We start from the raw sequence: 6,963 nt of genomic DNA on the forward strand, positions 1-6,963 counted from the left end.
CAACCAACAAAAAAGACCACGCGATACTGTGGCAGGTGGTTTGTGTCTCTTTTTGTTAGGGGGATCGCCGCCCGCGGCCCGCGGCCCCCCCCCGCCCCCCCCCGGCCTCCGGGTCCGCGCCGACCGGAGGTGCCGGAACGCCGGCGCCGTACCCGACGCCCCGGCCCGGGGCCCGGGGCGGTCACCGTCGCGGCCCCGGACCATGCGTCGACGCTCCGCCTGCCGGCCTTGGGGAAGGCGGCACCGGGACGTCACCCGTCAGCCCGTCCGCATCCCGGCCAGCATCCGGTAGACCATGTCGGTGCCGGTGCGCAGCGCCGTCACCCTGACACGCTCGTCGTCGCCGTGCATCCGGGTCACCGTGTCGCCGTCGACGGCGTAGGGATACAGCCCGTAGACCGGGATCCCCTTGTCACGCCAGGGGCCCGCGCTCGTGTTCGCCTCGAACTGCGACGGGACCACGCCGATGCCGGGATACGTCTCGCGCGCGGCCCGCTTCCACATGTCGTACACGTCGGTGGTGACGGGGGAGGTCGGCCGGGAGAGCGTCTTGCGCACCCGGGCGAGGATCTGCTCCTCCGTCTCGTCGGGGCGGCCGACCACCCGGACCGTCACCGACCACTCGGCCACCAGGCGGCGGATCTCGGCGACCACCCGGGCGGGGTCCTCGCCGTCGGGGACGAAACCCACGCGCACGTCGGCACGGGCCGTGGACGGCACGATGCTGGTGTAGTAACCGGCCTGCTGACCGAGGAACGACAGCGTGGCCCGCAGCATCGGGGTGTGCACCCACGGGTAGTCGCTGAGCTCGATGACCCTGGCCCCCGCGGCGTCCCGCTCCTGCTGGGTCCCGGCCGCCAGCAGCCGGGTGATCGCCCTGGAGAACTCCTGGTCGCGGGTGCTGCGGGCGAGCACCGTGAAGTACTCCCTGACCAGGTCGCTCAGCCCGATCGCGGGCCGGTGGCGGGCCAGCCGGGCCAGGGCGCCGCCCAGCCGCCCGACGGCGGGCCCGTCGTCCGGGTGCGAGGAGTGCGTCGTGACACCGGTGGCGGTCAACTCCAGGAGGAGGGAGACCCGGTCCCGGCAGGACAGCGACGCGAGCATGGGGGTCGTGCCGTCCGGCTGGTTCAGCACCCAGCCGCCCTCCGTGACGGCCACTCCGGCGGTGACCTTGTCGTAGTGGTTGTCCACCAGCCACTGCGCGCCGTACGGCCCGCCCTCCTCGTCGCAGTCGGACAGGAAGATGATGTCCCGGTCGAACTCCGCGCCCTCCCGGACGTGCCGCAGGAGGGCGGCCATGAACGCGGCGGAGGCGCCCTTCATGTCCACGGCCCCGCGGCCGTAGAGCCAGCCGTCCTCGACGGCGCCGCCGTAGGGATCGCGGCTCCAGCGGCTCCGCTCCACCGTGACCACGTCGGAGTGGGCCATGAAGAGCAGCGGCGGATGGTCTCCCCTGCCGGTGACCCTGGCGATGAGGTGCACGTTGTCGGCCTTGGGGGTCGGGACGAGCTCGGTCGGCACGCCCGCGGACCGCCACAGGCCCTCCAGCATGCGGGCGTGCGCCAGGGTCACGGCACCGCCGCCGGTGTCCGAGCCGCTGCGCCCGGCGTGCGAGGTGTCGAACTTGATCATTTCAGCGGCGAGCGCGACCGGGTCCGTGCCGCTCACCGTCACCCGGGCCGCCGGGGCGGGCGAGGGCGGCTCCACCGCCGCGTGCGCGCGGGCGGCGGTGGCGTCGGCGGTCCCTCCCACATACCCGCCGACGACGGCGCCGCCGGCCTTCAGCATCGCCCGGCGGGAGATGCCCGACGCGGGTTGGCCTGCAGAACTCAAGAGATCTCCTCATGGACGGGGACCGGCCGGGACCGGATGGCGAACGGCACGGCGGCGGCGGCCAGGAACCCGGCCGCTGTGATCATGAAAGCCGCCTGGTAGGCGTGGAGCGTCGGGGACGCGGTGCCCGCGACCGTGTCACCGGCGAGCACCGCGCCGGTCACCGCGCTGCCGGCGGCGGCGCCGATGGTGCGCAGCACGGCGTTCGTGCCGTTGGCCACGGCGGTCTGCCCGGGCGGCACCGCGCTGTTGACGTAGACGGGGATGGCGGCGAAGGCCAGGCCGGTGCCGAGCCCGAACACGCCGCCGGCCAGGTAGAGGTCGACCGCCGAGCCGTGCCGGACGGTCAGGAAGGCCATCGCCGCCGCGCCGAGGAAGCCGCCGAGCACCAGCGGCGTCCGCGGGCCGCGCCGGGCGATCAGCGCGGCGGCGAGCGTGCCGGCGGCCAGGTTGCCGGCCGAGTTCGGCAGCAGCATCAGGCCCGCGATCAGCACGGTGGCCGAGAAGCCGAAGCCGTACTCCTGCGGCACCTGGGCGAAGGACGTCATCACGATGTAGGCGCCGTACATGCCGAAGCCGGTCAGCGTGGCGGCGAGGTTGGTGAGCGCGACCGTCGGCCGGGCCAGCATCCTCAGGTCGATCAGCGGGTGACGCGTCCTGCTCTCGACCCGGAGCCAGAGGGCGCAGACCACCGCGGCCACCGACAGCAGCCCGAGAACCCGGGTGCCGGTCCATCCCCAGCCGTTGCCCTGGCTGACCGCGACCAGCAGCGCGCACAGCCAGACCGCCAGGGTGACGGCCGCCAGCGGGCTCGTCCCGCCCCCCTCCCGGTCGGTCCCCCGGTCGGCCGGGACGGACAGCGCGACCGCCGCCGCCGCCAGCAGTCCGAGCACGAGCAGCAGCCAGAAGACCGCCCGGTAGTCCCACCACTCCATCAGCAGACCGGCGGCCACCACCCCGAGACCGCTGCCGATGCCCATGCTGGTGCTGACCATGGCCATCCCGCGGGCCGCCCGCTCCGGGGGGAGCTCGGCCCGGATGACGCCGAACGCCAGCGGCAGCACGCCCCCGCCGATCCCGTGCAGCGCCCGCGCCACCAGCAGCAGGGCGAAGGAGTGGGTCGAGACCGCCAGCACCGAGCCGGCGACCGTGCCCAGCAGCGACAGCAGCAGCAGGCGCCGGCGGCCGTGCAGGTCGCCGAGCCGGCCGAGGATCGGGGTGAGCACCGCGGCGGCCAGCAGGTTGGCGGTCATCACCCAGCTGACGTCGGAGGCGGACACGGCGAACTCACCGGCCAGCGACGGCAGGATCGGCACCACCATGGTCTGCGCGATCGGCTGCACGGTCATGGCGCACAGCATCGCGGCCAGCAGGCCGCCGGAGCGGCGCGCGGTGAGGGTCACCGACGCGCACCGCCCAGCCGCTTCAGGATGTGCGCCGTGGTCTCCAGGTCCAGGAACCCGTGGCCCACCGAGCTGAAGACCGTCCGTGCCGCGCGCAGCTCGGGCCCCCGGCGCAGCGCCTCCTCCAGCTCCAGAGCCCGGTGGTGCCAGTGCCCGGCCTCGCGGACCGCGGTCGCGCGGTCCTCCACCAGCAGGACGCTGCTCTCCAGCAGTTCGGCGCTCACCTCCCGGGACTCGGGGGTGTGGGAGCCCATGCAGTTGACGTGCACCGGCGGCGGGAGGTCGAAGCCGGTCAGCAGCGGCTCGCTCGACGTCGTGGCGGTGCAGACGACGTCCTGGCCCTCGACGGCCTCGCGGAGCGAGGAGGTGACGGCCACCTCCACCGCGCCGCCGAGTGAGCGCCGCGCGCGGTCGGCGAAGCGGCCGGCCCGGTCCGGGTCGCGGCCGTAGACCGTCACCCGGTCGAGGTCCCTGACCGCGGCGGCCCCGCGCACCTGCTGCAGGGCGAGCGCGCCCGTCCCGACCACGCCGAGGGTCCGGGCGTGCGGCGTCGCGCACAGGTCGGTGACCATGCCGGTGACCGCCGCGCACTTGACGTCGGTCAGGGCGGCGCCGTCGAGAACGGCCAGCGCCTCGCCGGTGCTGATCGAGAACACCACCACCACCGCGTTGACGGTGGTCCTGCCCGGCGCCGCCCCGCCGCCCGCGTCGACCAGCGCGGCGACCTTGGTCACGAACAGGTCGTGCGGGTCACTCATCGACGGCATGGCGCCGAAGACCGAGTAGGGGCTGTCGCGGACCTCCATGAACCTGGCCGGGGTGACGGAGTGGCGGCGCACGTCGTCGCGTAGCGAGCTCTCCATGTCCCCGATCAGCTCACGCAGGTCGGCGCCCGCCTCGATCTCGGCGCCGCCGACGACCCTGAGGGCCGTCATGCCGGGTCGATCCCGCCGCCCAGCGGGATCAGCGCCGACCGTGTGAAGACCACCACCAGGGTGCCGTCGTCCTTGAGGCCCTTCGTCTCGAAGGTCACGATGCCGGCGGTCGGCCGCGAGCGGGACGGCCTCATGGCGACGACCTCCGTCTCCGCGTAGAGCGTGTCCCCGACGAAGACGGGGTTGGGCAGCCGGATGCTCTCCCAGCCCAGGTTGGCGATCGCCTTGGCGCTGGTCCCGTTGGTGCTCATCCCGCCGACGATGGAGAGCGTCACCAGGCTCGACACCAGCGGCCGGCCGAACTCGGTGGTGCGCGCGTAGGCGTGGTCGATGTGCAGGGGGTGGTTGTTCAGCGCGAGCAGGGACTGCCAGACGTTGTCGGTCTCGGTGACGGTCCGTCCCGGACGGTGCTCGATGATGTCCCCGACCTCGAACTCGTCGTAGAACACGCCACGGTTCTCGCGGTAGCGGCGCCCGCCGAGGTGCTGGAACGCCTGGACGTCTTTCATTCATCCTCCACAAGCGCCAGAATGCTCCGCGCCTTCTTCAAGAACGGGGGTCCGACCATCAGGCTGCCGACGGTCAGGATGCCTGCGCTTTCGCGCTCGAACGTGGAGACGACCTCCTGCGCCCACTCCACGGCCTGGGCGGTGGGGCTGTAGATCTCGTTGATCACCGGGAGCTGGCGGGGATGGATCGCGATCTTCCCGCTGAATCCCATGTCGGCCGACCTGCGCGACTCCGCGCGCAGGAGCCCGAGGTCGTCGAGGTCGAAGGTGGGCGCGTCGACCGCGTCGATCCCGGCGCCACGGGCGGCCGTCACCACCTGCGACCGGGCGAAGAGCATGGCCTCCCACTCCATGGAGGCGCCCATCTCGGCCGCGTAGTCGGCGAGCCCGAACGTCAGCGCCACCAGCCGGTCGCTGCAGGTGGCGATGCTCATCGCGTCGGAGACACCCTTGGGGGTCTCCACCAGGGCCCACAGCCGGCTCCTGCGGCCGGCCCGGCCGAGCACGCCGTCGACGTGCTCGATCTGGTGCGGCGACTCCACCTTCGGGACGACGATGATGTCCGGCTCGGCGGGGCTGTCGAGCACCGCGATCAGATCCTCCAGGCCGTCCCTGGTCTGGAGGCTGTTGATCCGCAGACCCAGCGTGCCGGTCACCTCGGCGCGATCGAGCCGCAGGAACTCGTTGCGCGCCCTTTCCTTGTCGGCCTGCGGGACCGCGTCCTCCAGGTCGATCAGGTTGATGTCGGCGCCGGCGGCCTGGCCCTTGACGAACCGGTCCATCCGCAGGGCCGAGGTGACCATCAGGCTTCTGCACAGGTATGTGGTGTTCATCAGATCACGTGCGGCAGCACGTCTTTGTCGAGGAGATCGCAGAACCGGGTGAGGTCCTCCCGGTCGATGTCCGCCCGGATCATGATCCGCAGCCCCTCCCTGCCCCGGGAGGTGATCGGGTAGTAGACCGGCGCCGAGTAGAAGCCCTCGCCGAACAGGCCGTTCGACAGTTGGACGGCGAGCGCGGTGTCGCCGACGGCGAGGGCCCGGACGGGCAGCTTGCTGCCCTGGAGCCCGGTGGGCACCCGTCCGTCGAAATAGCTGATGTTGTCCTGCAGCGAGCGCTGGAGCTCGCCCAGTTCGGGGCTGTCGTGGATGCCGACGCACGCCCGGAGGCTCCCGAGGTTGGCCACGCCCATGCTCTGCGACCAGCACATCGGCCCGGCGAAGATGTTGATGAGGCTTTTGACGTTCTGCCGGCCCAGCATGATGATGCCGCCGGCGCACCCGAAACCCTTCTCCAGCGAGCCCGTGATGAGGGTCAGCGGATTCAGCTCACCGAGCTGCGACTTCACATATCCCTCGCCCTTGTCGCCCCAGACGGAGATGGAGTGCGAGTCGTCGAACCACAGGAACAGCCCGTAGCGGTCCTGCAGGGCCAGCAGGTCGGCCAGGTTGGCCACGCCGCCCATCGAGTAGGCCCCGTCGGCGATGTAGGCCACCCTCGGATACTTCTTGCACATGTCCTCGATGAAGTTCATGTCGTTGTGCGGGCTGGTGAAGACGGGGCTCTCGTCGGCGCACACCGGTTTCATCACGTCCATGCAGAAGTGGCTGCGCTTGTCGAAGACCGTGACCCTCGGCTTGCCGTCGATGAGCACACCCGAGGAGACGAGCGGCAGGAGGGCGGCGGTGGCCACCGTGCAGGACAGCGCGACCAGGCACTGGGCGTCGAACAGCTGGGAGAACCCCTCCTGCACCTCGTTCATGAGGGCGGGCTGCATCCGGGTGGGCGTGATGCCCAGTCCGGTGATCCGCTCCTGCTCCAGGGCGTCGATCGCTCCCTGGATGACGGCGGGGTGCCGGTTCAGCCCGAGATAGGAGTAGGAGCTCATGTTGACGAACTCGCGTCCGTCCGAGGCGTCGGCCAGGACTCCGTCCGTGCCGTTTCTCACGTAGAGGTCTATCAGCCCCTTGTCCTCGGCGGCCTGCCAGCTGGCCTGGCTGTGGGCGAGCATCTTCTGGGTGTTGCGGAACTTGCGGGGGCCGTACAGCTCTGTGTCACTCATCGTTGCCTTCCTGATCGAGCGGGTCCACCCCGGGGAGGACGGCCGGTCACCGGTAGGGGCGCGCCGGCCGCTCCCGTACCGTCCCGGGAGGGACGGCGGGACGCGCGCGGGCCGCGCCAGGTCTGTCACGGAGCGCGCACGCGCGGGCTCACGGCCTCCGGCTGGATCCGGTGGCCGTGTCGGTACACGGCCTCCGGCTGGATCCGGCGGCCGTGTCGGTC

The 6,963-nt window shown here is 71.9% G+C and carries 6 protein-coding genes; all 6 read right to left on the reverse strand.

Translation table 11 applies throughout. The features are described from left to right. Positions 1–258: 258 nt before the first annotated feature. Genes ACWDS7_RS44980 through ACWDS7_RS45005 form a run of 6 tightly spaced genes read right to left on the reverse strand, consistent with a single transcriptional unit; the run spans position 259 to position 6,742 of the window. Entirely contained in the window at positions 259–1,833 is a 1,575-nt protein-coding gene (locus ACWDS7_RS44980; RefSeq protein WP_451934285.1) for a M20/M25/M40 family metallo-hydrolase, read from the reverse strand. Further along, positions 1,830–3,236: an MFS transporter gene (locus tag ACWDS7_RS44985; protein ID WP_451934286.1), complete on the reverse strand. Its 1,407-nt coding sequence runs from the start codon at positions 3,234–3,236 to the stop codon at positions 1,830–1,832. Before ACWDS7_RS44985 ends, ACWDS7_RS44980 begins: the two co-directional genes overlap by 4 nt. After that, complete coding sequence (locus tag ACWDS7_RS44990; protein WP_451934287.1) at positions 3,233–4,171, reverse strand: ornithine cyclodeaminase family protein; 939 nt, start codon at positions 4,169–4,171, stop codon at positions 3,233–3,235. The genes ACWDS7_RS44985 and ACWDS7_RS44990 overlap by 4 nt, the downstream gene beginning before the upstream one ends. Continuing rightward, positions 4,168–4,680 carry a MaoC family dehydratase gene (locus tag ACWDS7_RS44995; RefSeq protein WP_306869560.1) on the reverse strand — a complete coding sequence of 171 codons (513 nt, stop codon included), beginning with the start codon at positions 4,678–4,680 and terminating at the stop codon, positions 4,168–4,170. Before ACWDS7_RS44995 ends, ACWDS7_RS44990 begins: the two co-directional genes overlap by 4 nt. Beyond that, the gene (locus tag ACWDS7_RS45000; RefSeq protein ID WP_451934288.1) at positions 4,677–5,513 is read right to left on the reverse strand and encodes an HpcH/HpaI aldolase/citrate lyase family protein; all 837 of its coding nucleotides are present in this window, start codon (positions 5,511–5,513) and stop codon (positions 4,677–4,679) included. Before ACWDS7_RS45000 ends, ACWDS7_RS44995 begins: the two co-directional genes overlap by 4 nt. Next, positions 5,513–6,742, reverse strand: a complete 1,230-nt coding sequence (locus ACWDS7_RS45005; protein WP_451934289.1) for an aminotransferase class I/II-fold pyridoxal phosphate-dependent enzyme — start codon at positions 6,740–6,742, stop codon at positions 5,513–5,515. The genes ACWDS7_RS45000 and ACWDS7_RS45005 overlap by 1 nt, the downstream gene beginning before the upstream one ends. Positions 6,743–6,963: the final 221 nt, after the last annotated feature.

The sequence above is a fragment of the Streptosporangium sp. NPDC003464 genome, from assembly GCF_053588315.1.